Below are 23,155 nucleotides of genomic sequence, written 5' to 3'. Positions count from 1 at the left end.
CCGTCCTCCGGAGCGAAGGCGCCGTCGGCCACGTCATGTGGGGGCGGGCTGTGATGCGAACACCAGCATCATGCTGGATGAGAGGAAGGATAATAAATCGCAGGCAATATTCTTAACCTTAGGTAAGGTAGCACATGATCCTTCCAATATAAAGTTGCGGGATGACTGTTGCGCCGGCCAGCCCGCCGGCCGGTGCGGGCGCCGTCGCCCGCCCGCCGCTGCCATCTCGCCATCATCCAGGCTGCGGTATGATGGAACGATCGCCGCCGAATCGGCGGCAGCAGGGGACCCCGCCATGGACACGCTCTCGCGCCGCCATCTCTTGGCCGCCGCCGCCGCCGGCACGGTGGCCACCGCCGCCACCGCCGCCCAGGCCGCCAGCTTCGGCAATCCCGACCGGCCGCCGCAGGGCGCGGTCAACACGCTCGACAATCCCGCGAGCGCCACCGACCCCGGGCCGCAGAACCCGGCGCTCGCGGCGCAGTTTCCCGGCGCCTTCTCGCCGCCGGCGACCGATGTCGGCGACATGCCGCTGTTCTGGGCCTCGTTCAACAACGCCCCGCGGCGGATCCAGAACGGCGGCTGGGCCCGGCAGGTGACGCAGGCGGACTTCGCCATTTCCGAGACCATCGCCGGCGTCAACATGCGCCTCACCCGCGGCGGCATCCGCGAGATGCACTGGCACCAGCAGGCGGAATGGGCCTATGTCTCCAAGGGCGCCTGCCGCATCACCACCATCGACACTTCCGGCCGGGCCAATGTGGAGGACGTGGGCGAGGGCGGGCTGTGGTACTTTCCCGCCGGCCTGCCGCACTCGCTCCAGGGCATCGGCGAGGACGGCACCGAGTTCATCCTGTGCTTCGACGACGGCAAGGCCACCGAATACAACACCCTGATGCTGACCGAGTGGATGGCCCACACGCCGCCTGATGTTCTGGCGCTCAATTTCGGCCTGCCGGCGGAGACCTTCGCCCGCATTCCACTGGACGACCTCTACATCTTCCAGGGCCGGATGCCCGGCCCGCTGGCGGCCGACCAGGCGCAGGCGGCGGGCGCGGCCGGGCGTATGCCGCAATCCTCGGTGTTCAACCTTACCGGCATGGAGCCCACCCGCCGCACCCGGGGCGGGGAGGTGCGCATCGTCGACAGCCGCAATTTCCCGGCCGCCACCACCATCGCCGCGGCGCTGGTCACCGTGCACCCCGGCGGCATGCGCGAGATGCACTGGCACCCCAACGCCGACGAGTGGCAATACTATATCGCCGGCGCGGCGGAGATGACGGTGTTCAACACCGGGCCGAAGGCGGTGACGCAGAATTTCAAGCCCGGCGACATCGGCTATGTGAAGAAGTCGCTCGGCCATTACGTGCGCAACACCGGCACCACCGATCTCGTCTTCCTGGAGGTATTCCGCGCCCCCGAATTCCAGGACGTGTCGCTGTCCGACTGGCTGGCGCATACCCCGCGCGCCATGGTGGCCCAGCACCTCAATGTGGACGAGGCGACCATCGCCCGCTTCCCGTCCGACAAGCCGGCGGTGGTGCCGGAGTAGGGCGCGGGTGTCTTGCGACACGGAGCAGTGTCATACGACACGGAATCGATGGGGAACTTCGTGTCGAAGCCGGGGTGCGACACGGTTTTTACATGGGGAATTGATGTCCTATCCGGCGGGGGGCGGGCTCCCGCCGGCATCTTCCATGCGCCGGGCCAGCTTCGCGGCGAAGGCCCTGGCCGGGGCGCGGAACAGTCGCGCATGCCCGGCCTTGGCCTGCCGGACCAGCCGCCGCTGGAGCGCCCGGATGGCGGCGGCGACCTCCGACATGAGCGCCTCCTGGGCCGTGCCCAGGGCCGCGGCGAGGCGCGGCTTGAGCGCCTCAAGGTCTTGATGAATCCCGAGAATATCGCGCAGCCGCTGGGCCTTGCGGGCGCGCTTGGCGCCGGCGCCGCAGAAGTCGGCGCAGAAGTCCATCTGGTAGCGGTGCGCCACCACGCGCTTGCGCAGCGCATGCAATCCTTCCGGCCGGGTCCAATCCGGAGCGGCGCGGGCGCGGCGATAGGCCTGGCGCAGGCCGGCGACCACATCCGCCTCCCGCGCCGCCGCCGCCAGCCCATCGGCAAGCGAAGCCCTTGCGCCGTCGAGGAAATCCTGGATCGCGACACGCTGGTCGGTCGCCTGTTCCGTGGCGTCCGGCTGGGCCGCGATCACCGCCGCGGCGGCCTTGGCGTCCTTGGCCGGCAGCAGGCCGGCGTCGGCCAAAGCCTCCAGCGCATCGAGCGCCGCCTGCCGGTCGCGGCTGGCGGAGAGGCCGCGCGCGGCGTCCGAGGCGCGGGCGCGGGCGGCCTCGGCCTCCGGCCCCGGAATGAGGCGCAGCAAGGCCCGGTAGCCCTTCAGCGCCTTGCGCACGTCATGCACCATCTCCACCGCGTCGGCCTCGGCGAGCGCCTCGGCCACCTGGTCGAGCGCGGCGGCGAGGGCGGCGGCGAGGGCCGCTCCGGCCTCCTCGGCGACAAGGCTGGCAAGGGTTGCGGGCGGGGCGGGGGCGTCAGGCTGGGGCGTGGCGGTCATGGCTGGGAGTGTCGCACATTGCAGGCCATCCGTCCCCGGCCAAGGCGGCGCACCCCGTGGCCGGGGACGGTCGGCGGCCGCCAAGGCCTTGATTCGGCTTGATTTCTAGCGGCCCGGTCTGGCGCGGGCGAGGCTGCGGGCGGCGAGCGCGGCGAGCAGCGCCTTGACCAGGTCGCCGGGCAGGAACACCACGCTGCCCGCCAGCGCCTTCGACAGCGGCAGGTGGGCGATGAGCGCGAAGCCCGGCACGCCGAACAGATAGACCACGCCGATCCCGCCGATGACGGCGGCGGCGAAGGCGGCCACCACCGGCGGCCCCGGCAGGCGCGGCGCCAGCCAGCCGATGACATAGACGCCCAGCAGGAAGCCCAGCAGGAAGCCGGCGGTGGGGCCGAAGAACACCCCGAGCCCGCCCCGCCCACCGGACAGGAGCGGCGCCCCGAGCGCTACCACCAGCAGGAACAGGGCGACCGCCAGCGCGCCGTCGCGCCCGCCGAGAATGAGCCCCGCCAGCATCACGCCGAGGCTCTGCACGCTGATCGGCAGGCCGGCGACGATGGGCAGATAGAGCGGCGGAACGAGGCCGAGCGCGCCGATCAGGGCGGCGAACAGCGCGATGCGCACCAGCGAACGGGTTCCCAGGGCGGCCTCGTCTCTCACGGCATTGTCCTTTTATCCGAAGGGCTTGGCCGGTCCGCCGGGCGGCCGAAGCCGCGCGCGTCGAGGGCATCGGCCACATGGTCGGCCAGGCGCAGCGTCTGGGCGAGGAAGCCCGGCACCAGCGCCAGCGCTGGCCGCCGCGTGCTGCGGGCGCGCCACGCCTCCTCCCGCGCCCGCCATGCGGAGAGCAGGACGGGGACGAAGCGCACCACCAGCGCCACCGCCAGCGCCAGCTTGCGCGGGGCGACGCCGAAGCGCTCGAACGGCCGCAGCACCCGCTCCAGCGCGTCCATCATGTCCTGCATGGGGGTGGACAGGGTCACGAGGTCGGCCAGCAGCACCATGAGCAGGATGCGCAGCGCCACGGCGAACCCGGCGCCGACGGCGGCGCGGCTCCAGTCGCCGGCCCAGGCCTGGAGCAGCACCATGAGCAGCAGGACCGGCCCCAGCGGGCGCAGCAAGGCGAGGCGCGCCAGGGCGCGCCGGCCCAGTGCCGCATAGGCGAGCAGCACCGCTAGCAGCGCGCCGGCGAGCAGGAGCGCGCTGTCCGCCGGCAGCAGCAGGAGGCTGAGCCCTGCCAGCGCCAGGAGCTTGGCGCCGGCCGGCAGTCGGTGCAGCGGCGAATGCCCGGGCAGGTAGCTGGACATCATGGCAGGACGCCCGCGGCGGTGGCGGCCCGCGCCATCTCGTGGGCGCGATAGCGCGGCAGCACTTCCCGCGGCGGGCCGTCGCCGGCGACGGCGCCGGCCTCCAGCCAGACGATGCGGTCGAAATCGGCCAGCAGGTCCAGATCGTGGCTGGCCATCAGGATCTGCTGCGGCAAGGCCCTGAGGCGGGCCAGCAGCGACAGGCGGGTGGCGAGATCAAGGCTCGCCAGGGGCTCGTCCATGGCCAGGATCGGCGGCCCCGGGGCGATGGCGGCCAGGATGCAGACCAACTGCTTCTGGCCCTCGGACAATTCCTCCACCGCCCGCTCGCCCCAGCCGGCGCAGCCGTGGGCGGCCAGCAGCCGCTCGGCCCCGGCGCGGGCTTCGGCACGGGGCAGGCCCTGTTCCGCAAGGCCGAACGCCACCTCCTCCCGGACGGTGGGGAAGAGGATCTGGTGGTCCACATTCTGGAACACGAAGCCGACGCGGCCGGGCAGGTCGCGGCGGTGGGCGCGGGCATCGAGCCCGGCCACGGTGATCTCGCCCCGCGCCGGCACGATGAGGCCGTTGATCAGGCGCAGCAGACTGCTCTTGCCGGAACCGTTGGCGCCTACGAGGCCGATGCGCCGCTCGCCGAGGGTGAGGTCGAGGCCGCGAAACAGCGGGGCGTCGCCCCGGTCCAGCCAGACGTCGCGCAGCGCGATGCCGCCGGCCTCTCCGCTTTCGCGCTGCGCACGCGCCCCACCTGCCATGGTCTTTCCCGTGTTTCGCGCTCGCCATGACAGCGTTTTGCGGTGCGTGCAAGGGGGCGTCCGCCGCCGCCCGGCGAACAACCGGAAGCTGAAGAAAAGGTGCCGCGCCGCTATTCCAGTTTATATTTATTCAAAATCCAGAACAGCTCACTTTAGCACGGCTCAAATGTGGCACTTTCGTGTCCTTTTTCATTGCTGCGTAGCAAGCGATGGAAATAAAACGAAACCATCGAGATGAACTTTCTTACGTGTGCTCGCCTGGTGGGGCCCGCGTTTCAGGGGGACGACGCATATGTCCGCGAATGTTGCTGCGGAAGGAATCCGCTCATCCAGCCAGCCGGAAGGGCTGCGCGCCGCGCTCATGGGATCGCTGCACCTCACGGTGGGCGTCGCCTCGGCGATGGCGGCGGGGCCGGCCCTGGCGCAGCAGGCAGCCACCGGCGGCACCGAGCTCGACCTGCCCACCGTGCAGGTGCAGGGCGACACCGGCGGCTTCGTCGCCGAGAATACCGGGGTGACGCGCCTGCCGGTGCCGATCTTCAACATGGCGCAGCAGGTGAATGTCGTCACCCAGGAGGTGATGACCCAGCAGAACGACGTGACGCTGGAACAGGCGCTGCGCAACGTTTCCGGCATCACCTTCAGCGCCGGCGAGGGCGGCCAGCAGGGCGACAATCCCATCATCCGCGGCTTCTCGGCCCGCGGCGACATCTATCGCGACGGCATCCGTGATCCGGGCTGGTACACGCGCGACATGTTCGACACCGAGCAGGTGGACATCTTCCTCGGCCCGTCGTCCTTCGCCTTCGGCCGCGGCTCCACCGGCGGCGCCATCAACCTGGTCTCGAAGCTGCCGAAGAACGCCACCTTCGTGAATGCGGACGTGACCGGCTACACCAGCAACGGCTGGCGCACCACGCTCGATGCCAACGGCAAGTTCAACGACAACGTCTATGCCCGCATCAACCTGATGGCGCAGGACGTGGACGTGCAGGACCGCGACAACGTCAACGCCACCCGCTGGGGCGTGGCGCCCACCATCACCGCCAAGCTGAGCGACCGGACGACGGCGACGCTGTCCTATTACTACCAGCACGAAGAGAGCGTGCCGGACTATGGCGTGCCCTATCTGCCGGTGCCGACGCTGAGCACCTCGGCGGCGAACTTCGGGCAGCCGGTGGGCGGCTATTATGGCAACGGCACGGCCACCGCGCCGGTGCCGGTGCCCCGCAATACCTGGTACGGCGTGACCAACGGCCCGTTCGCCGACAAGGTGACGACCGACACCAACATGGTGACGCTGCAGTTCGAGCACGAACTGAACGACTACGTGACCCTGACCAACGGCACGCGCTACACCGCTAACGACCGCCTGGCCCGCGTGACCGCGCCGCGCTCCATCGGCACGATCACCGGCTCGACCACGGTCCCGACGCTCTATCCGGTGGGCTCGATGACCATCGGCATGCAGCGTTTCCAGACGGAAACCGACGCCACCCAGTTCTCGAACATCACCGACATGGTGGCGAAGTTCAAATGGGGCGAGTTCGAGCACACGCTGAATGCCGGCGTCGAAATCACCCGCGAGACCCGCGACCAAGAGCGCTACAACCTGTGCAGCCCGACCGTCGCGGCCTGCCGCGTGTCGCTTATCAATCCCATCGACGTGTCCGCCAATCTCGGCGTCGGCGGCTATCCGAGCTATTTGCCCAGCACCACGAACGGCACGACCATGACCGACGTGGCGATCTACGGCGCCGACCAGATCAAGCTCAACAAATATTGGCAGATCATGGGCGGCGTCCGCCTCGACAATGCCGCCACGGACTATGATGCGGTCACCATCACCAACAATGGCGCCGCATCGAGCGCGGTGCCGCTGTCCCTGAACAGCAACGACCAGCTGTTCAACTACAAGGTCGGCGTGATCTTCTCGCCGATCGAGACGGTCAATCTCTACGCCACCTATGGCACGTCCTCGAACCCCTCCGCCGAATATGGCGTCCTGGACAACGGCACGGCGACGCTGGCGCCGGAAAAGAACTCCACGGCCGAGGCCGGCGTGAAAGCGATGGTGCTGGATGGTCGCGTGACGCTCTCGGGCGCCCTGTTCCAGACCATGAAGACCAACACGCGCGTCGCCACCGACGGCACGGCGGACCTGCCGCCGACGGTGCTCGGCGGCGAGCAGCGGGTGCAGGGCTATTCGCTCAGCGTCGGCGGCGCGCTCACCAAGGAGTGGAACGTCACCGCCAGCTTCACGCATCTCGACACCGAGATTCTGAGCGTGGATCCGCTCGCCACCGCGGCGACCCGCGCGACGGTGGGCAAGGAGCTGCCGAACGCGCCGCCGAACTCCTTCTCGTTCTGGACCGCCTACAACGTCACCCAGGCCCTCCTCGTGGGCTTCGGCGGCACCTATAACGATGCCACCTACGCCAACGTGAACAACACCGTCTACGTGCCCTCCTATTGGGCCTTCGACGCCATGGCGAGCTACCAGATCACCAAGAACTTCCAGGTCCAGGTCAACGTCTACAACCTGACCGACGAGCTCTATTACGCCCAATATTACGGCGGCCAGGCCGTTCCGGCCGCCGGCCGCACCGCCACCTTGACGGCGCGCGCCACCTTCTGATCCCCGCAGCAAGCCGGCCGCCGCGCCCCTCCGGCGCGGCGGCCACCCCTTTTCGAGCGCGGCCCGGCCCGCGCGGAGTGCCGTTCGCGATGATGATCCGTATCCCCAAGGTGCTGACACCCGAGCAGGTGGCCCGTTGCCGGGCGGTGATGGATCAGGCCGGCTGGGTGGACGGGCGCACCACCGCCGGGGCGCAGGCGGTGAACGTGAAGAAGAACCTCCAATTGCCCGACGGCGGCCCGGAGGCGCGCGAACTGGGCGACATGGTGCGCGGCGCGCTGGAGCGCTCGGCGCTGTTCATGTCGGCCGTCCTGCCCCGCCGCATCCTGCCGCCCATGTTCAACCGCTACGACGCGGGCATGACCTTCGGCTCGCACGTGGACAATGCCATCCGCCTGGTCCGCACCACCGGCGACCAGATGCGCACCGACGTGTCCACCACGCTGTTCCTCTCCGAGCCGGACGAATATGACGGCGGCGAGCTGGTGGTGGAGGACACCTACGGCGCCCACAAGGTGAAGCTGCCGGCGGGCGATGCCATCGTCTATCCGGCGACCTCGCTGCACCATGTGACGCCGATCACCCGCGGCTCGCGGGTGGCGTCCTTCTTCTGGACGCAGAGCCTGATCCGCGACGCCGGCCAGCGCACCATGCTGTTCGACATGGACATGGCCATCATGCGCCTCAACCAGGACCATCCCGGCCACGTCTCGGCGGTGCAGCTCACCGGCGTCTACCATAACCTCCTGCGGCAGTGGGCCGAGGTCTGACAGGCACGGCAGCGGCCCCGCCTTCCGGCTTGTAACCGCTCCAGCCTGATTGATTTCGCTCGCGGCGAGGCGCATAAAGCGGCAATCAAATCGATTGAAATGCCGCTTCGAAAGCGTCGTCCCAGGGAGAAAAAACAATGGTCGGACAAGGGGATCAACCCGAAAAGCACGGCCGCAAGCTCAGGTCGCAGCTCTGGTTCGACAATCCCGATAACCCGGGGATGACCGCGCTCTATCTGGAGCGCTATCTCAATTTCGGCCTCACCCGCGCCGAGCTGCAGTCCGGCAAGCCGATCATCGGCATCGCCCAGACCGGCTCCGACCTCTCCCCCTGCAACCGCCACCATCTCGACCTCGCCAAGCGCATCCGCGAGGGCATCACGGCCATGGGCGGCGTGGCGTTCGAGTTTCCGGTGCATCCCATCCAGGAGACCGGCAAGCGGCCCACGGCGGCGCTCGACCGCAACCTCGCCTATCTCGGCCTCGTGGAGGTGCTCTACGGCTATCCGCTGGACGGCGTGGTGCTGACCACCGGCTGCGACAAGACCACCCCCGCCTGCATCATGGCGGCGGCCACCGTGAACATCCCCGCCATCGTGCTGTCCGGCGGCCCCATGCTGAACGGCTGGTGGAAGGGCGAGCGCACCGGCTCCGGTACGGTGGTGTGGAACGCCCGCGCCAAGCATGCGGCGGGCGAGATGGACTACGACACCTTCATGGACGTGGTGGCCTCCTCCGCCCCCTCCGTGGGCCATTGCAACACCATGGGCACCGCCTCCACCATGAACGGCCTCGCCGAGGCGCTGGGCATGTCGCTGCCGGGCTGCTCGGCCATTCCCGCGCCCTATCGCGAGCGCGGCCAGATCGCCTATGAGACCGGCCGGCGGATCGTCGACATGGTGTGGGAGGACCTGAAGCCCTCCGACATCCTCACCCGCGAGGCGTTCGAGAACGCCATCCGCGTCAATTCGGCCATCGGCGGCTCCACTAATGCGCCGATCCACCTCAACGCCATCGCCCGCCATGTGGGCGTGCCTCTGACGGTGGACGACTGGCAGAGCGTCGGCCTCGACATTCCGCTGCTGGTCAACATGCAGCCGGCGGGGGCCTATCTGGGCGAGGAGTTCCACCGCGCCGGCGGCATTCCCGCCGTGGTGGCCGAACTCATCGACGCGGGCAAGATCCACGAGGGCGCGCTCACCGTGAACGGGCGCAGCATCGGCGAGAACTGCAAGGGCCAGCTGAGCTGGGACCGCGACGTGATCCGCTCTTATGCCGAGCCGCTGAAGGAGGCGGCGGGCTTCCTGGTGCTGCGCGGCAACCTGTTCAACAACGCGCTGATGAAGACCAGCGTGATCTCGCAGGAGTTCCACGACCGCTTCCTGTCCAACCCGGCCGATCCCAATGCCTTCGAAGGCCGCGCCGTGGTGTTCGAAGGGCCGGAGGACTACCACCACCGCATCGACGATGCGTCGCTGGGCATCGACGAGCACACGCTGCTGTTCATCCGCGGCACCGGCCCGCTGGGCTATCCCGGCGGCGCCGAGGTGGTGAACATGCAGCCACCGGCGGCTCTGCTGAAGCGCGGCATCAACGCGCTGCCCTGCATCGGCGACGGCCGCCAGTCCGGCACCTCCGGTTCGCCCTCCATCCTCAACGCCTCGCCCGAGGCGGCGGCGGGCGGCGGGCTCGCCATCCTGAAGACCGGCGACCGGGTGCGCATCGACCTGCTGAAGGGCACCGCCGACATCCTCATCTCGGACGAGGAACTGAACCAGCGCCGCGCCGACCTCCAGGCCCATGGCGGCTTCCCCATGCCGAAGAGCCAAACGCCCTGGCAGGAGATCCAGCGCTCCATGGTCGAGCAGTTCGATGAGGGCATGGTCCTGAAGCCGGCGGTGAAGTATCAGCGGGTCGCGCAGACGATGGGCGTTCCGCGCGACAACCACTAGGTTTCCGCCAATGACCGAAGATGCCGGGGCCGGAGCGGGCCCCCAGGGCGAACTCGTGACAGGGGCTCCCGCGCGCCGCCCGGCGCGCGTGGTGCTGGAGGGGCGGCACATCGACGTGCGCCCGTTCGACGTGGACCTCCACGCCGCCGACCTGTTCGCCGCGTCCCATGGCGGGGCGGCGCAGGCCGCGCTCTGGGACTATCTCTCGGTTCCGCCATTCCCCGATCTCGAAGCCTTCCGCCGCTCTTATGCCGAGGCGGCGCAGAAGGACGACCCGCTCATGTTCGCGCTGGTGGACAGGGCGGGCGGCAAGGCGGTGGGCCATGCCACCTACATGCGCATCGAGCCGGCGCACCGGGTGATCGAGGTGGGCAACATTCTCTACACGCCCGCGCTCCAGCGCTCCCCGGCCGCCACCGAGGCCATGTACCTCATGGCGCGGCACGTGTTCGAGGACCTGGGCTACCGGCGCTACGAGTGGAAGTGCAACGCGCTGAACGCCCCCTCGCGGCGGGCGGCGGCGCGCCTCGGCTTCACCTATGAGGGCCTGTTCCGCCAGCACATGATCGTCAAGGGACGGAACCGCGACACCACGTGGTTCTCGCTGCTCGACACCGAATGGCCGCGCGCCAAGGCGGCCTTCGAGGCGTGGCTGGCGCCGGACAATTTCGACCAGGACGGCCGGCAGAAGCGCCGCCTGGAGGACATCAGAAACGATCTGGAGAAGGAAACGCCATGACCGGACGCTTGAAGGGCAAGACCGCGCTGGTGACCGCCGCGGGGCAGGGCATCGGCCGGGCGATCGCCGAGGCCTATGTGCGCGAAGGCGCGAAGGTGATCGCCACCGATCTCGACGTGGGCAAGCTCGCCGGGCTGGAGGGCGCGGAGCTGCGCGCTCTCGACGTGCGGAGCACGGATGCGGTGAATGCCCTCGCCAAGGACGTCGGCCCGGTCCATGTCCTCTCCAACAACGCCGGCTATGTCCACCAGGGCACCATCTTCGAGACCTCGCAGCAGGACTGGGACTTCTCGTTCGACCTGAACGTGACCTCGATCCACCGCACCATCTCGGCCTTCCTGCCGGGCATGCTGGAACTGGGCGGCGGCTCCATCGTCAACATCGCCTCGGCGGCCTCCTCCATCCGCGGCGTGCCGAACCGCTATGTGTACGGCACCACCAAGGCGGCCATCATCGGCCTCACCAAGGCGGTGGCGGCGGACTTCATCCTGAAGGGCGTGCGCGCCAACGCCATCTGCCCCGGCACCATCCAGTCGCCCAGCCTGAACGAGCGCATCGCCGCCGTCGCGGCGGAAACGGGCAAGACCCTGAAGCAGGTGCGCGCCGACTTCGTCGGCCGCCAGCCCATGGGCCGGCTCGGCAAGCCGGAGGAGATCGCCGCGCTGGCGCTCTATCTCGCCAGCGACGAGAGCGCCTTCACCACCGGGCAGATCCATATCATCGACGGCGGCTGGGTGCTCTGACGCCCGCCCATCCGGCCTGATCCCGCCGCGCCGCTCCGGCGCGGCGGCCTTTTCCCGCCATCGCCCGGATCGATCCGGGCCGCCCTGGCCGCACCGCCAGCGGACGACAAGGAGCTTCCGGACAACGGAAGCGGCGGTCCTGCCAGTGGTGCATGTCCAAGGAGAGCTTCCAATGCGCATTCTCGTCATCGGCGGCGCCGGCATGGTCGGCCGCAAGCTGATCGAACGCCTGGCCAAGGATGGCCGCCTCGGCGGCACGCCGATCACCGCCCTGACCGCCCATGACGTGGTGGCACCGGCGCGGATCGAGGCGCCGTTTCCCATCGAGACGCGGGTGTCCGACCTCTCGGTGCCGGGCGAGGCCGAGGCGCTCATCGCCGACCGGCCCGACGTCATCTTCCATCTCGCCGCCATCGTCTCGGGCGAGGCGGAGGCGGATTTCGACAAGGGCTATCGCATCAATCTCGACGGCACACGCTATCTGTTCGACGCGGTGCGGGTGCTGGAGGGCTATACGCCGCGCCTGGTCTTCACCTCCTCGCTGGCGGTGTTCGGCGCGCCCTATCCCGAGACCCCGATCGAGGATGATTTCTTCCTCACGCCGCTGACCTCCTACGGCACCCAGAAGGCCATCGGCGAACTGCTGCTGGCGGACTATTCGCGGCGCGGCTTCTTCGACGGCGTGGGCATCCGCCTGCCCACCATCTGCGTGCGGCCGGGCAAGCCCAACAAGGCGGCGTCGGGCTTCTTCTCCGGCATCATCCGCGAGCCGCTGGCGGGCCAGGAGGCGGTGTTGCCGGTCAGCGAGAACGTGGTGCACTGGCATGCCTCGCCGCGCTCGGCGGTGGGCTTCCTCGTCCATGCGGCGACGCTGGACACGGCGCCCCTGGGCGCCCGGCGCTCCATCAGCATGCCGGGGGTCGGGGCGAGCGTCGGCGAGCAGATCGAGGCGCTGCGCAAGGTGGCGGGCGACAAGGTGGTGGCCCGCATCCGCCGCGAGCCTGACCCGGTGGTGGCCAAGATCGTCAGCGGCTGGCCGCGCACCTTCAATCCGCAGCGCGCCCTCGCGCTCGGCTTCAAGGCGGAGACCTCGTTCGAGGAGATCATCCGCATCCATATCGCCGATGAACTGGGCGGCAGGATCGCGGACTGAAGCGGGGATCTGAACGGCACCGGCCGGTGGCCGGTGCCGGCCCGTCAGGCGGCGAAGGCCGGCTCCGCCCGCGCGGCGGCGAGAGCGGAGATGCCGGCGCGCAGGCGCGGCACGATCTGGCGGTAGAGATGCCGGCGGCGGCGCGGATCGGCCACCGTCGAGGGGTCTTCGAACGACCAGGTCTCCACCGGCAGCGGGGCGATGCCGGTCAGGCGCTCGATGCGCTCGCGGGCGTCGGCCACCAGCGAGATCACCAGGTCGATTCGTGGCGCACCCGAGAAGCCGAACAGTTCCATCGGCTTCGAGGAGAGCCCGTCGGACGGGATGCCTTCCAGGTCGAGGCAATCGACCAGCGCACTGTCCACCGCGCCGCTGCCATGGATGCCGGCGCTGAAGGCGCGGATCTGGCGGTGGGCATGGTTGACCATCGCCTCGGCCAGCAGGCTGAGGCCGGAATTGTCCCGGCATGCGAACAGGATGGAGGGGCGCTGCGGGATCGCCGCCAGCACCTCGGCCGCGGGCAGCGGCCGTGGGGCAGACACGGGGGCAAGGGGCGGGGCAAGGGTCATGGAACGGGCCTCCTTCCACGCGCCCTCCTCCCAGCCGCGGAATCCGGCGCGCCGGAAGCTCTTAGCGGCAAGCCTCAACGCGACGATGACAGCGCGGTGTCCGGCGTGTGGCGGCGGGAAATGGAGGATTGCGGGAGAATCGGCGGGCGTTCCGAAACTCCTTAACCAATTCGAAGTTCTTACCGGGGATGTATCCAAAAGCTGGCGCGCATCGTGATTCGCTGACATGCGTCTCCGCCGGCAGTGTATCGGAGGCTTGAATGGCGAAGAGCGAAGTGACGGGCGTCGAAGTCAGCCGGATCGCGGCCAAGGCGCTGCGGGATCCGGGGAGCGTGTCCCTGGACGAGATCAAGGTTTTGGCTGCGTCGGCCCTGACCCAGGCTCCCAACAAGCCGAAGGCGGCGGTCGCCGCGAAGGCGAAGGCTCCGGCCAAGGTGAGCGCGAAGGTGGCTCCGGCCCCGAAGGCCACGGCCGCCAAGGGGCCGGCCCCCAAGGCCGCCGCTCCGGCCAAGGCTGCCGCGGCGAAGGCCGCTGCTCCGAAGGCGGTGAAGGCTGCGGCCCCCAAGGCCGCCCCGGCCAAGGTTGCGGCGCCCAAGACTGCCGCTCCCAAGGCTGCGGCCCCGAAGGCTGCCGCGACCAAGACGGTCGCTGCCCCGGCTGCCAAGCCGGCGAAGACGGCCCCTGTGAAGAGTGCCGCGAAGGCCGAAGCGCCGAAGGCTGCGGCGAAGGCCGCTGCGCCCAAGGCGGCGAAGGCTCCGGCCAAGCCGGCTGCCAAGGCGGCTCCGGCCGCTGTCGCGGAGGCCCCCAAGGTTGCCGCGAAGCCGGTGAAGACGGTTGCGAAGGCGCCCAAGGCAGTCAAGGCCCCGGCGGCGAAGCCGGCCGAGGCGTCGGCTCCGGTCGAGGCTCCGAAGGCGGAAGCGGCCAAGCCCGCGAAGGCCCCGGCCAAGGCTGCCAAGCCTGCTGCCGCCAAGCCTGCTGCCACCAAGCCTGTCGCCGCGAAGGCGGCCACTGCCAAGCCTGCCACTGCGAAGCCTGCCGCTGCCAAGCCGGCGGCCAAGCCCATCACCAAGAAGGCCGCGGCCCCCAAGGCGCCGAAGAAGGCCTGATCTTTCGCCACAGTGGCGAAGCTCAAAAAGAAACGCGCGCCCCAGGGCGCGCGTTTTTCGTTTCAGGCGGGCGTCGAGCCGGGCGGACCCGGCTCCGACCCGGTCTCAGATCTGGCGCTCGACCATCATCTTCTTGATTTCGGCGATGGCCTTGGCCGGGTTGAGGCTCTTCGGGCACGCCTGGGCGCAGTTCATGATGGTGTGGCAGCGATAGAGCCGGAAGGGATCTTCCAGATTGTCCAGGCGCTGGCCGGTGCGCTCGTCGCGGCTGTCCTTCAGCCAGCGGTTGGCCTGCAGCAGGGCCGCCGGGCCGAGGTAGCGGTCGCCGTTCCACCAATAGCTCGGGCAGGAGGTGGAGCAGCAGGCGCACAGGATGCATTCGTACAGGCCGTCGAGGCGCTCGCGGTCTTCCTTCGACTGGCGCCACTCCTTTTCGGGAGCGGTGGTGTCGGTCTGGAGCCAGGGCTCGATGGAGGCGTGCTGGGCGTAGAAGCGGGTGAGATCGGGAACGAGGTCCTTCACCACTTCCATGTGCGGCAGCGGGTAGACGTTGACCGTGCCCTTCACCAGCACCTCGTCCATGCCCTTGGTGCAGGCCAGGGTGTTGGTGCCGCCGATGTTCATGGCGCAGGAGCCGCACACGCCTTCGCGGCAGGAGCGGCGGAAGGTCAGCGTCGGGTCGATGTGGTTCTTGATGTAGATGAGGCCATCGAGAACCATGGGGCCGCAATTCTCGCGGTCCACATAGTAGGTGTCGATCGACGGCGTCTTCCCGTCGTCCGGGTTCCAGCGGTAGATCTTGAACTCGGTGACCTTGGAGGCGCCCTGGGGCTTCGGCCAGGTCTTGCCCGTGGAGATCTGAGAGTTCTTCGGGAGAGAGAGCTCAACCATGGTGCGTCCCAATCGTCGGCTGCGCCGGTCGTTCGCGAGAGCCGGCCGCGCTGAGCACGGGCCGGCCCGATAAGGTCGTTCGGATCAGTACACCCGCTTCTTGGGCTCGATGTACTGGATGTCGTTGGACAGCGTGTAGGTGTGGACCGGACGGTCCTCCAGCCGCACCTCGCCGCTCGCCGTGTCGATGTAGGCGAGGGTGTGCTTCATCCAATTGTGGTCGTCGCGGTCCGGGAAATCCTCGCGGGCGTGGGCACCGCGGCTCTCCTGGCGGTTGAGCGCGCTGTCCATGGTCACGACGGCCTGGGCGATCAGGTTGTCGTATTCCAGCGTCTCGATGAGGTCCGAGTTCCACACCAGCGAGCGGTCGGACACGCGGATGTTGCCGGACGCCTTGAAGACGTCGTGGATCAGCTTGTGGCCCTCTTCGAGGACCTCGCCGGTGCGGAACACCGCGCAATTGTTCTGCATCACCCGCTGCATGTTGCCACGCAGCTCGGCCGTCGCGGTGTCGCCGGCGGCGTTGCGGAAGCGGTCGAGACGGGAGAGCGCCAGGTCGGCGCTGTTGGCCGGCAGTTCCTGGTGCTTCTCGCCCGGCTGCACCAGCTCGGCGGCCCGCAGCGCGGCCGCGCGGCCGAACACCACGAGGTCGATGAGCGAGTTGGAGCCGAGGCGGTTGGCGCCGTGCACGGACACGCAGGCCGCCTCGCCGATGGCCATCAGGCCCGGCACCACCTTGTCCGGATCGCCGCTGACCTTGTTCAGCACCTCGCCGTGATAGTTCGTCGGGATGCCGCCCATGTTGTAGTGGACGGTCGGAATCACCGGGATCGGCTCGCGGGTCACGTCGACGCCGGCGAAGATGCGGGCGCTCTCGGAGATGCCCGGCAGGCGCTCGTGCAGGATCGCCGGATCGAGGTGATCCAGATGCAGGAAGATGTGGTCCTTGGCCTTGCCGACGCCGCGTCCCTCGCGGATCTCCATGGTCATGGAGCGGGACACCACGTCGCGCGAGGCGAGGTCCTTGGCGGAAGGGGCGTAGCGCTCCATGAAGCGCTCGCCTTCCGAATTGGTCAGGTAGCCGCCTTCGCCGCGCGAGCCCTCGGTGATGAGACAGCCCGAGCCGTAGATGCCGGTCGGATGGAACTGCACGAATTCCATGTCCTGCAGCGGCAGGCCGGCGCGCAGCACCATGCCGCCGCCGTCACCCGTGCAGGTGTGGGCGGAGGTGGCGGAGAAATAGGCGCGGCCGTAGCCGCCGGTGGCCAGCACCACGAGGTGCGAGCGGAAGCGGTGGATGGTGCCGTCGTCCATCTTCAGGGCGATCACGCCGCGGCAGCGGCCTTCCTCGTCCATGATCAGGTCGATGGCGAAATACTCGATGAAGAACTCGGCCTTGTGCTTCAGCGCCGCGCCATAGAGCGTGTGCAGCATGGCGTGGCCGGTGCGGTCGGCGGCGGCGCAGGTGCGCTGGGCGGTGCCCTTGCCGAAGTGCGTGGTCATGCCGCCGAACGGGCGCTGGTAGATCTTGCCGTCCTCGGTGCGGGAGAAGGGCACGCCCCAGTGCTCCAGCTCATAGACGGCGGCGGGCGCGTTGCGCACCAGATATTCGATGGCGTCCTGGTCGCCCAGCCAGTCCGACCCCTTTACGGTGTCGTACATGTGCCACTGCCACTGGTCCTCGCCCATGTTGCCGAGCGAAGCGGCGACGCCGCCCTGGGCCGCGACGGTGTGGGAGCGGGTGGGGAACACCTTGGTGATGCAGGCGGTGCGCAGGCCCGCCTCCGAGCAGCCCACGACCGCGCGCAGGCCGGCGCCGCCGGCACCGACGACGAGCACGTCGTAGGTGTGGTCGATGATGGGGTAGGCGCTGCCGTTATAGGCCGGGGCGCTGGTGCCGTTGGTGGTGGCTTCGGGCATGTCAGCCTCCCATGCTGATCTTGAGCACGGCGAAGGCGCCGGCGAGGCCGATCACGGTGGTGAAGAAGGTGTTGGCGATGATCGCCAGGACCTTCACGCCCTCGTTGTGGAGATAGTCCTCGATGACCACCTGCATGCCTATGCGCATGTGCACCGTGATGGACAGCAGCATCAGCAGGATGACCACCGCCACCAGCGGGTTGGCGAGGGTGGCGTGGACCGTGTTGTAGCTCTCGCCGAGCAGCGAGATCACGATGCAGAGGAAGATCACCGCGAGGATGAGGGTCCCGATCGCGGTGAGCCGCTGGACGAAGAAGTGCTCGGTGCCGGACCGGGCGGAGCCGAGGCCGCGGACGCGGCCGAGCGGGGTGCGCATGGGGCTGTGCATGGGAAAGACCCTCTCAGCTCTTCACGGCCAGGCCGATGGCCCAGACGATGATGGTGAGGGCGATCGAGCCGGCGAGGGTCGCCTTCGCGAGCAGGACGCGCTCCTTGGGGCCGAAGCCGTGGATCGTGTCCCAGATCAGGTGCCGCACGCCGCCGAGGGCGTGGTGGATGAGCGCCCAGGTGAAGCCCAGCAGCACCAGCCGCCCGATCCAGGATCCGGCGACATTGGCGAAGGTGGTGTAGGCGTTGGGCGACGACGCGGCCGCCAGCAGCCACCAGACCAGCAGGACGGTGCCGAAATACAGCGCCATCCCCGTGATGCGGTGCACGATGGACATCACCATCGTGAACAGCGGACGGTAGATCTGCAGGTGGGGAGAGATGGGGCGCACAATGCGGGGCGGGCTGTCGGCCATGGGGCCTCCTCCGGAAATCGATCGATCAGGTATCCCAATCGTTGGCAGTTCGCAACGATTCCAAAGGAGGGGTCTGATCTATTGCGGTGGTGGTATGGCGCAGTGCAGCGCGGCTGCCAAGCATTCCGGTCCCGCGCTGGGGTCAGGGCTGCGATCGGAGGGATGCGGACAGGTCCGGTCAAACGCCTGCGACAGGGTTTTGAAACCCAGGTGGGCCAAGGGGCGTCGCAATGCAAAACAGCGCGGGTTGCCCCGCGCTGTCTGGTGAAAGCCTGTGGATACGGCGATCAGAAGCGGTAGGTGATGCCGGTGCTGATCAGCCACGGGTCCAGCTTGGTGGAGCCAGTGTAGGGCGTGGTGCCCACGACCACGTCGAAGTCGGGCTGGAGGAACAGCTTCTTGACGTCGACGTTCCAGCCCCAGTGCTTGTCCAGCATGTAGTCGAAGCCGACCTGCAGGGCCCAGCCCCAGGTGTTCTTGATGTCCAGCGAGGTCACCTGGTTGGCGTCCGTGCTGTAGAAGATGGTGTAGTTCACGCCGGCGCCGACGTAGGGCTGGAAGGCGCCGAAATTGGTGAAGTGGTACTGCGCCAGCAGGGTAGGCGGCAGCAGCCAGGTCTTGCCGATGGCCACGTTGTTCAGGCTGCCGGTGCCGTCGATGTAGCTGTAGGTGGTGCCGAGCACCAGTTCCACCGCCCAGTTGGGGGTGAAGTAATAGGAGATGTCCAGCTCGGGGATGATCGTGTCGGACGACTTGAGGCCCGAACCGGCGATGCCGTTCACCGAGCCGCTGTTGTTGGTGATGACGCCGGTCGCGCGCAGGCGGATCTGCCAGGGGTTCCAAGTGTCGACCACCACCGGCGCCACCGGTGCCTTCACGGCGAGGTCAGCGGCCGAAGCCGGCGCGGCGCTGAACGCCGCCAAGCCCACCACCACAGCGCCCGCGACAGTCGCGACGGTCTTCAGGCTTGCGCCCCATGCCTCAGTCCAGCCAGCCATTTGCCCCAATCTCCAACAAGAATTCGATGACGGACACTTGCCCCATCCCTGAGTCCGCCGTTTGAGCCAGATCAATTTTCTGGCCGTGGCGGCGGCCTGTTGCCGACTTGCAACAGTGGGCAATGCGCCACATTGTGGCCGCAAGAGTGACGGGATGCTGTGAGATTCGCTACCTGAAAATGGGTTGTGGCGGCGGAAAATCGGTTGTGGTGGCAATGCTGCCACTCGCGAGTGCGACCGCGGGACGCGGCGCTGCGTGCGGAGTGGGGCCTTCGTGCCGCGATAGTTTGGGATGCGGGTGGATGAATCGTAGCTGTGTCCCGTGGTGGCGGCTTTGCGTGCTGGCCTGCGTCCTGGTTGCGGGTCTGGCGGCCCCGGCGAGATCCCGGGCGCAGGAAGCCGCGGTGGAGCGCACCCTTTCGGTCGGCGCGGAACAGCGCAGCTACCTTCTCTCGCGCCCGGCGGGCGTCCTCGGGCCGCAGCCGACGGTGATCGCGCTGCACGGCGCGGGCGAGAGCGCGGAAGGCTTCATGGGCTATGTGGGCCTGGAGCCGACGGCGGCGCAGAACAGATTCGTCGCGGTCTATCCCCAGGGCATCGGGCGGGTCTGGAACGACGGCCGTCCGGCGGCCATGCGGCTCAAGGCGGTGCTGACCCCCGGCGACGACGTGGCCTTCCTCATCGCCTTGACCCAGCAACTGGTCGCCGAAGGCATCGCCGACCCGAATCGCATCTATCTGATGGGCATCTCGAACGGCGGCTTCATGGTCGAGCGCATGGCCTGCGAGCATGCGGACCTCTACGCCGCCTTCTCCGTCATCATGGCGACGGCCCCGGCCAATTACCGCGAGCAGTGCCGCCCGAGCCGGCCGGTGCCGATCATGTTCATCCACGGTACCGCCGATCCGGTGATTGCCTGGGACGGCTTCTGGACGCCCATGGGCGCCACGCTCTCCGCGCCGGACAGCGCCGAATTGTATGCCTCGCTGAACGGCTGCGCCTCCTCCGAGGCCGAATCACTGCCCGACCTCGACCGCATCGACGGGACCAGCGTGACGCTCCGGCGCTGGTCGGGATGCGCCGCGCCGGGCGAGGTGGCGCTCTACCGGGTGGAGCGCGGCGGCCACCAGTCGCCGGCGCGGGTAAAGACCTCGCCGGAACTGGCCACGGTGTTTCTCGGCCTGCGCAACCACGACATCGACGCGGGCGCGGAAAGCTGGGCGCTGTTTGCCCGGCATTCCCTGGCGCCGGGGGCGGGCCCCGCGGGCGCGGGCCCGGCGGTTCCTCTGCCTCTGCCCTCGCCCCTGAAGCCGGCGCCCATGAAACAGAAAAGCGCGGGGCAGGGGCTCCCCACCGCCGCGCGATAAATGAAACAAGAGAAGGAGAGCCGGCATCGCGCCGGCTCTCCTTCGTGTGTCAGTGGGCGGCTTCCGACCCCGGCTGCCAGGCCGGGGCCTGCGGGGCGGCCGCAGCTTCCACCGCCGAGCGGGCGAGGAAGCGGGCGCGCAGCGGCTTCAGCACGAACATGGCCAGGAAGGCCGCCGTCAGGTTGAGGCCCATGGCGATTGCGAACACCGCCGACCAGCCGTAGCGGGCGGCGACGAGGCTGGCGAGCGGCACCAGCAGCGCCGCCGTGCCCTTGGCGGTGTAGAGCATGCCGGCGTTGGTGGCGGCGAATTTGGAGCCGAACGTGTCGCCGCAGGTGGCGGGAAACAGGGAGTAGATCTCCCCGAACACGCCGAAGAACAGCGCCGAGAACACCACGAAGATCACCGGATTCTGCCCGTGGTAGACCAGCATGAGCAGCGAGCCGGCGGCGACCGTGAAGGCGATGAACATGGTGTTCTCGCGGCCGATGTTGTCCGACACCCAGCCGAACAGCGGGCGGCCGAAGCCGTCGAAGACGCGGTCCAGCGAGATGGCGAAGGTGAGCGCCGCCATCTGCACGCCCAGCAGGCTCACCGGCACGTCCGCCACCTTGAAATCGTGGGCGATGGGGGCGATCTGCGCCGCCGCCATCAGGCCGCCCGAGGCCACCATGACGAACATGGCGTAGAGCAGCCAGAAGATCGGCTTGGAGAGCGTGGCGCGGGGCGCGTAGTTGATCTTGCTCTGCGGCAGGCGGGACAGCTTCTTGGGCGGGGCCATCTGCGCCGGGGGCTTGCGCACCACGAAGGACAGCACGAACACCACCACGCCCTGGCCGATGCCGAAGGTGAGGAAGGCGGCCTCATAGCCATGGGTGGCGATCATCTGGGCGATGGGCACCACGGTGAGCGCCGCGCCCGCGCCGAAGCCCGCCGCGGTGATGCCGGCCGCGAGGCCGCGGTTATGGGGAAACCACTTCAGCGCATTGCCGACGCAGGTGCCGTACACCGCGCCCGCGCCGATGCCCGCCACCACGGAGGCGGCATAGAGCACGAACAGGGACGAGGCCATGGAATTGAGCGTCCATGCGGCCGCGATCATGACGGCGCCGAACATCAGCACCACGCGGGGGCCGTAGCGGTCCACGAACCAGGCTTCGATGGGGACCAGCCAGGTCTCGGTGAGGACGAAGATGGTGAAGGCCAGCTGGATGGCCGCGCGCCCCCACTGGTGCTTGGCCTCGATGGGGTCGACGAACAGGGTCCATCCGTACTGGAGGTTCGCGATCATCGCCATGCAGACGACGCCGCAGATCAATTGAATCCAGCGCTGGGACTCGCTGGCCGGCTGAGCGGCTTTTGCCATATCTGACCTCGTGCGTTTCCTGATGAAAGGTGAAGGCGGCCATCTTGGGTGGCCTTAGGAACCCGTCCGCCTTCCGGGATGGGCTTGGGATTTCGGGTAACAACGGGCACCGGGATGCGGCCTTGGCGTGGGGCCGGGCGGGGTGCGGCAGGCGGGGTCTCCATCTCCCGTAAGGTGATCTGGTATGCCAAATCCAAAATACAGTTCAGGCAGATCACCAGAGACGAAGCGGTCGCGCAAGTCGTGACGCAGCGGAATACGTAAGGGCATCAACGACTTAACCTAACGGCAGATAAGCCCTGCGCGCAGGCGCGCGGCGCCGATCGCGCAATCTGTGGTTGCGTGTCGGGCGTTGTTGAGGTCTTCAGGTTTCAGGGGCAGCGGCGGGCCCGGTGGCTCGCCCACGCCTCAGCGCGGGATCAGCACCCAGTAATCCAGGTCGAGGATGACGCTCGGGTCATACTCCTCCCCCACCTTCTGCGGCAGGTCGGCGCAGGGCTGATCCTTGGTGGCGATGGTGCGCAGGCGCAGCGCGCCCACGTCGTCGCGGCCGGAGATCTCCTGGGCGTCCAGCACCTCGCTCCAGGCGAAGACGGTGAGGCCCGCGAACAGCGGCGCCACATGCCGCCCGCCGTTGATGCCGGCGATATGGAAGGCGTTGGACAGGCCGTTGAACGACAGGGCGCGGGCGATGGAGATGACGTGGCCGCCATAGATCAGGCGGCGGCCGAAGCGGCCTGCGCCTTCGGTATATTGGTTGAAATGGACCTTGGCCGTGTTCTGGTAGAGGCGGGTGGCGATCATATGCTCCGCCTCCTCCACCGTCGTGCCGTCCACATGGTCGATGCGCTCGCCCACCTCATAGTCGCTGAAGCGGAACGGGCTGCCGGACAGTTCGAAGCGCCAGGCGTCCATATCGAGCGGGGGCACCGCATTGCCCAGCGCATCGGCGGCCAGGGCCGCGGGCAGGGCGGGGACATGGGTCTCCAGCGCCGGCGCGCGGGGATCGCGCTTGCGCACCATCACCCAGCGCACATAGTCCAGCACCTCGGTGCCGTCCTGGTTGAAGCCGGTGGAGCGGACGTAGACGACGCCGCTCTGGCCGTTGGAATTCTCCCTGAGGCCAATGACTTCCGAAACGGCGGTCAGGGTATCGCCGGGATAGACCGGGGCGAGGAAGCGCCCGCCTGCATAGCCGAGATTGGCTACCGCATTGAGCGAGATGTCCGGCACCGTCTTGCCGAACACCACGTGGAAGACCAGCAGGTCGTCCACCGGCGCGCGGGCATAGCCGATGTCCTCGGCGAAGGTGTCGGCGGACTGCACCGCGAAGCGCGAGCCGTAGAGGGCGCTGTAGAGCGCCACGTCGCCGCTGGTGATGGTGCGCGGCGTGGCGTGGCGGATCACCTGGCCAAGCGAAAAGTCCTCGAAGAAGTTGCCCGAATTGGTCTTGCTCATGCGGTCCCCCTGTGCCGCCATGTTTGCAGAGCCGCCCGGCGCCGCGCAACGGGGAAA

The 23,155-nt window shown here is 68.5% G+C and carries 21 protein-coding genes; 9 read left to right on the top strand and 12 right to left on the bottom strand.

The features are described from left to right. The first annotated feature begins 295 nt into the window (after positions 1–295). On the top strand, positions 296–1,552 hold the full coding sequence (locus tag YU1_RS0117085; RefSeq protein WP_029005105.1) for a cupin domain-containing protein: 1,257 nt from the start codon (positions 296–298) through the stop codon (positions 1,550–1,552). 108 nt (positions 1,553–1,660) lie between these two features. Here the strand turns inward: YU1_RS0117085 and YU1_RS29970 are convergent, their stop codons facing one another. From YU1_RS29970 to YU1_RS0117065, 4 genes are all read right to left on the bottom strand, one after another. Continuing rightward, positions 1,661–2,566 (bottom strand): CHAD domain-containing protein, encoded by a 906-nt coding sequence (locus tag YU1_RS29970; protein ID WP_051356972.1) that lies wholly within the window; start codon positions 2,564–2,566, stop codon positions 1,661–1,663. 105 nt (positions 2,567–2,671) lie between these two features. After that, positions 2,672–3,226 (bottom strand): biotin transporter BioY, encoded by a 555-nt coding sequence (locus tag YU1_RS0117075; protein WP_245263366.1) that lies wholly within the window; start codon positions 3,224–3,226, stop codon positions 2,672–2,674. Beyond that, a complete protein-coding gene (locus YU1_RS0117070; protein ID WP_029005103.1) occupies positions 3,223–3,876 on the bottom strand; it encodes an energy-coupling factor transporter transmembrane component T in 654 nt (217 codons plus the stop codon). Before YU1_RS0117070 ends, YU1_RS0117075 begins: the two co-directional genes overlap by 4 nt. Further along, the gene (locus YU1_RS0117065) at positions 3,873–4,625 is read right to left on the bottom strand and encodes an energy-coupling factor ABC transporter ATP-binding protein (RefSeq protein ID WP_029005102.1); all 753 of its coding nucleotides are present in this window, start codon (positions 4,623–4,625) and stop codon (positions 3,873–3,875) included. Before YU1_RS0117065 ends, YU1_RS0117070 begins: the two co-directional genes overlap by 4 nt. Positions 4,626–4,917: 292 nt before the next feature. Here YU1_RS0117065 and YU1_RS0117060 point away from each other — a divergent pair, with 292 nt between their 5' ends. The 6 genes from YU1_RS0117060 to denD all read left to right on the top strand — a co-directional run bounded on the left by YU1_RS0117060 (position 4,918) and on the right by denD (position 12,620). Further along, positions 4,918–7,263, top strand: coding sequence for a TonB-dependent receptor (locus YU1_RS0117060; protein WP_029005101.1), 2,346 nt, complete (start codon positions 4,918–4,920; stop codon positions 7,261–7,263). A gap of 89 nt (positions 7,264–7,352) precedes the next feature. Then, complete coding sequence (locus tag YU1_RS0117055) at positions 7,353–8,033, top strand: Fe2+-dependent dioxygenase (protein WP_029005100.1); 681 nt, start codon at positions 7,353–7,355, stop codon at positions 8,031–8,033. A gap of 137 nt (positions 8,034–8,170) precedes the next feature. Further along, entirely contained in the window at positions 8,171–9,985 is a 1,815-nt protein-coding gene (locus YU1_RS0117050; RefSeq protein WP_029005099.1) for an IlvD/Edd family dehydratase, read from the top strand. Positions 9,986–10,040: 55 nt separating this feature from the next. Continuing rightward, on the top strand, positions 10,041–10,724 hold the full coding sequence (locus YU1_RS29965; RefSeq protein ID WP_245263365.1) for a GNAT family N-acetyltransferase: 684 nt from the start codon (positions 10,041–10,043) through the stop codon (positions 10,722–10,724). Next, the gene (locus YU1_RS0117040; RefSeq protein ID WP_029005098.1) at positions 10,721–11,467 is read left to right on the top strand and encodes an SDR family oxidoreductase; all 747 of its coding nucleotides are present in this window, start codon (positions 10,721–10,723) and stop codon (positions 11,465–11,467) included. The genes YU1_RS29965 and YU1_RS0117040 overlap by 4 nt, the downstream gene beginning before the upstream one ends. Before the next feature lie 172 nt (positions 11,468–11,639). After that, positions 11,640–12,620, top strand: a complete 981-nt coding sequence (gene denD, locus YU1_RS0117035; protein ID WP_029005097.1) for a D-erythronate dehydrogenase — start codon at positions 11,640–11,642, stop codon at positions 12,618–12,620. A gap of 44 nt (positions 12,621–12,664) precedes the next feature. Here the strand turns inward: denD and YU1_RS32110 are convergent, their stop codons facing one another. Then, positions 12,665–13,189, bottom strand: coding sequence for an arsenate-mycothiol transferase ArsC (locus tag YU1_RS32110; RefSeq protein WP_051356970.1), 525 nt, complete (start codon positions 13,187–13,189; stop codon positions 12,665–12,667). Positions 13,190–13,449: 260 nt separating this feature from the next. Between YU1_RS32110 and YU1_RS34035 the strand changes: the two genes are divergently transcribed. After that, positions 13,450–14,295 carry a hypothetical protein gene (locus YU1_RS34035; protein WP_198018966.1) on the top strand — a complete coding sequence of 282 codons (846 nt, stop codon included), beginning with the start codon at positions 13,450–13,452 and terminating at the stop codon, positions 14,293–14,295. A gap of 105 nt (positions 14,296–14,400) precedes the next feature. Here the strand turns inward: YU1_RS34035 and YU1_RS0117020 are convergent, their stop codons facing one another. From YU1_RS0117020 to YU1_RS0117000, 5 genes are all read right to left on the bottom strand, one after another. Continuing rightward, on the bottom strand, positions 14,401–15,186 hold the full coding sequence (locus tag YU1_RS0117020) for a succinate dehydrogenase iron-sulfur subunit (protein ID WP_029005096.1): 786 nt from the start codon (positions 15,184–15,186) through the stop codon (positions 14,401–14,403). An 84-nt stretch (positions 15,187–15,270) separates the two neighbouring features. Further along, positions 15,271–17,106, bottom strand: coding sequence for a succinate dehydrogenase flavoprotein subunit (sdhA, locus tag YU1_RS0117015; protein ID WP_029005095.1), 1,836 nt, complete (start codon positions 17,104–17,106; stop codon positions 15,271–15,273). Between the two features lies 1 nt (position 17,107). Next, positions 17,108–17,494, bottom strand: coding sequence for a succinate dehydrogenase, hydrophobic membrane anchor protein (gene sdhD / locus YU1_RS0117010; RefSeq protein WP_029005094.1), 387 nt, complete (start codon positions 17,492–17,494; stop codon positions 17,108–17,110). 13 nt (positions 17,495–17,507) lie between these two features. Beyond that, positions 17,508–17,909 carry a succinate dehydrogenase, cytochrome b556 subunit gene (gene sdhC, locus YU1_RS0117005; protein WP_029005093.1) on the bottom strand — a complete coding sequence of 134 codons (402 nt, stop codon included), beginning with the start codon at positions 17,907–17,909 and terminating at the stop codon, positions 17,508–17,510. Positions 17,910–18,196: 287 nt separating this feature from the next. Next, positions 18,197–18,907: an OmpW/AlkL family protein gene (locus YU1_RS0117000; protein WP_084539937.1), complete on the bottom strand. Its 711-nt coding sequence runs from the start codon at positions 18,905–18,907 to the stop codon at positions 18,197–18,199. Between the two features lie 404 nt (positions 18,908–19,311). Here YU1_RS0117000 and YU1_RS29950 point away from each other — a divergent pair, with 404 nt between their 5' ends. Next, positions 19,312–20,274, top strand: a complete 963-nt coding sequence (locus YU1_RS29950) for a CE1 family esterase (protein ID WP_051356969.1) — start codon at positions 19,312–19,314, stop codon at positions 20,272–20,274. Positions 20,275–20,323: 49 nt separating this feature from the next. Here the strand turns inward: YU1_RS29950 and oxlT are convergent, their stop codons facing one another. Both oxlT and YU1_RS0116985 read right to left on the bottom strand, forming a co-directional pair. After that, positions 20,324–21,640 carry an oxalate/formate MFS antiporter gene (oxlT, locus tag YU1_RS0116990; RefSeq protein ID WP_029005091.1) on the bottom strand — a complete coding sequence of 439 codons (1,317 nt, stop codon included), beginning with the start codon at positions 21,638–21,640 and terminating at the stop codon, positions 20,324–20,326. 408 nt (positions 21,641–22,048) lie between these two features. After that, a complete protein-coding gene (locus tag YU1_RS0116985) occupies positions 22,049–23,119 on the bottom strand; it encodes a MaoC family dehydratase (protein WP_342447001.1) in 1,071 nt (356 codons plus the stop codon). Positions 23,120–23,155 lie beyond the last annotated feature (36 nt).

The sequence above is a fragment of the Azorhizobium doebereinerae UFLA1-100 genome (assembly GCF_000473085.1).
Taxonomy (GTDB): Bacteria; Pseudomonadota; Alphaproteobacteria; order Rhizobiales; family Xanthobacteraceae; genus Azorhizobium; species Azorhizobium doebereinerae.
The sequence above is the reverse complement of the archived record's forward strand: the minus strand, read 5'-3'. Positions and strand labels throughout refer to the sequence as shown.

What these genes read in the sequence shown, in the direction of transcription:
- YU1_RS0117085 (WP_029005105.1), top strand. Translation starts at nt 296, where the DNA reads ATGGACACGCTCTCGCGCCGCCATCTCTTGGCCGCCGCCGCCGCCGGC.
- YU1_RS29970 (WP_051356972.1), bottom strand. Translation starts at nt 2,566, where the DNA reads ATGACCGCCACGCCCCAGCCTGACGCCCCCGCCCCGCCCGCAACCCTT.
- YU1_RS0117070 (WP_029005103.1), bottom strand. Translation starts at nt 3,876, where the DNA reads ATGATGTCCAGCTACCTGCCCGGGCATTCGCCGCTGCACCGACTGCCG.
- YU1_RS0117065 (WP_029005102.1), bottom strand. Translation starts at nt 4,625, where the DNA reads ATGGCAGGTGGGGCGCGTGCGCAGCGCGAAAGCGGAGAGGCCGGCGGC.
- YU1_RS0117060 (WP_029005101.1), top strand. Translation starts at nt 4,918, where the DNA reads ATGTCCGCGAATGTTGCTGCGGAAGGAATCCGCTCATCCAGCCAGCCG.
- YU1_RS0117055 (WP_029005100.1), top strand. Translation starts at nt 7,353, where the DNA reads ATGATGATCCGTATCCCCAAGGTGCTGACACCCGAGCAGGTGGCCCGT.
- YU1_RS0117050 (WP_029005099.1), top strand. Translation starts at nt 8,171, where the DNA reads ATGGTCGGACAAGGGGATCAACCCGAAAAGCACGGCCGCAAGCTCAGG.
- YU1_RS0117040 (WP_029005098.1), top strand. Translation starts at nt 10,721, where the DNA reads ATGACCGGACGCTTGAAGGGCAAGACCGCGCTGGTGACCGCCGCGGGG.
- denD (WP_029005097.1), top strand. Translation starts at nt 11,640, where the DNA reads ATGCGCATTCTCGTCATCGGCGGCGCCGGCATGGTCGGCCGCAAGCTG.
- YU1_RS32110 (WP_051356970.1), bottom strand. Translation starts at nt 13,189, where the DNA reads ATGACCCTTGCCCCGCCCCTTGCCCCCGTGTCTGCCCCACGGCCGCTG.
- YU1_RS34035 (WP_198018966.1), top strand. Translation starts at nt 13,450, where the DNA reads ATGGCGAAGAGCGAAGTGACGGGCGTCGAAGTCAGCCGGATCGCGGCC.
- YU1_RS0117020 (WP_029005096.1), bottom strand. Translation starts at nt 15,186, where the DNA reads ATGGTTGAGCTCTCTCTCCCGAAGAACTCTCAGATCTCCACGGGCAAG.
- sdhA (WP_029005095.1), bottom strand. Translation starts at nt 17,106, where the DNA reads ATGCCCGAAGCCACCACCAACGGCACCAGCGCCCCGGCCTATAACGGC.
- sdhD (WP_029005094.1), bottom strand. Translation starts at nt 17,494, where the DNA reads ATGCACAGCCCCATGCGCACCCCGCTCGGCCGCGTCCGCGGCCTCGGC.
- sdhC (WP_029005093.1), bottom strand. Translation starts at nt 17,909, where the DNA reads ATGGCCGACAGCCCGCCCCGCATTGTGCGCCCCATCTCTCCCCACCTG.
- YU1_RS0117000 (WP_084539937.1), bottom strand. Translation starts at nt 18,907, where the DNA reads ATGGCTGGCTGGACTGAGGCATGGGGCGCAAGCCTGAAGACCGTCGCG.
- oxlT (WP_029005091.1), bottom strand. Translation starts at nt 21,640, where the DNA reads ATGGCAAAAGCCGCTCAGCCGGCCAGCGAGTCCCAGCGCTGGATTCAA.
- YU1_RS0116985 (WP_342447001.1), bottom strand. Translation starts at nt 23,119, where the DNA reads ATGGCGGCACAGGGGGACCGCATGAGCAAGACCAATTCGGGCAACTTC.